We start from the raw sequence: 365 nt of genomic DNA, 5'->3' as shown, positions 1-365 counted from the left end.
TACGACATCCCCCTGCGGGGGCTGCCGGTCACTTTTCTTTGCGCGGCAAAGAAAACTAACGAAAAGAAAGCCGCCCTGCCGGGAGCAGAGCAATCAGGCTGTTTTTGCCTCGTTGGTTGCGTCGTACGGCCCGGAGTGTTGGCTGGCCTTTGCCATACCGGCTTGGAGGGCATCGTAATTGCATGACCTATGGGTTACGTCGTGATGCCCCTGACCTCGTGCGCGGTGACCATTCCCACATCTGCCGTTCGCGGGGCGGAGGGCTGCGCCGTTTCGGGCGTGACTGGTTTCGTGGTTTTGTCTCCGAGGGCAAGCGCCTGATGGCACGTGCGGCCCTCGCGGACGGGCCACGGTGCCCACCACGA

General features: G+C 62.5%; 1 protein-coding gene. It reads left to right on the top strand.

Features of this window, described 5'->3' with window-relative positions; genetic code table 11:
• The coding region (locus OR16_RS47005; RefSeq protein ID WP_237717388.1) for a hypothetical protein at window positions 1-186 on the top strand (186 nt) is incomplete at its 5' end.
• Window positions 187-365: the final 179 nt, after the last annotated feature.

It is taken from the genome of Cupriavidus basilensis OR16 (genome assembly GCF_000243095.1).
In the GTDB taxonomy this organism is placed as follows: Bacteria; Pseudomonadota; Gammaproteobacteria; order Burkholderiales; family Burkholderiaceae; genus Cupriavidus; species Cupriavidus basilensis_D.
The sequence above is the reverse complement of the archived record's forward strand: the minus strand, read 5'-3'. Positions and strand labels throughout refer to the sequence as shown.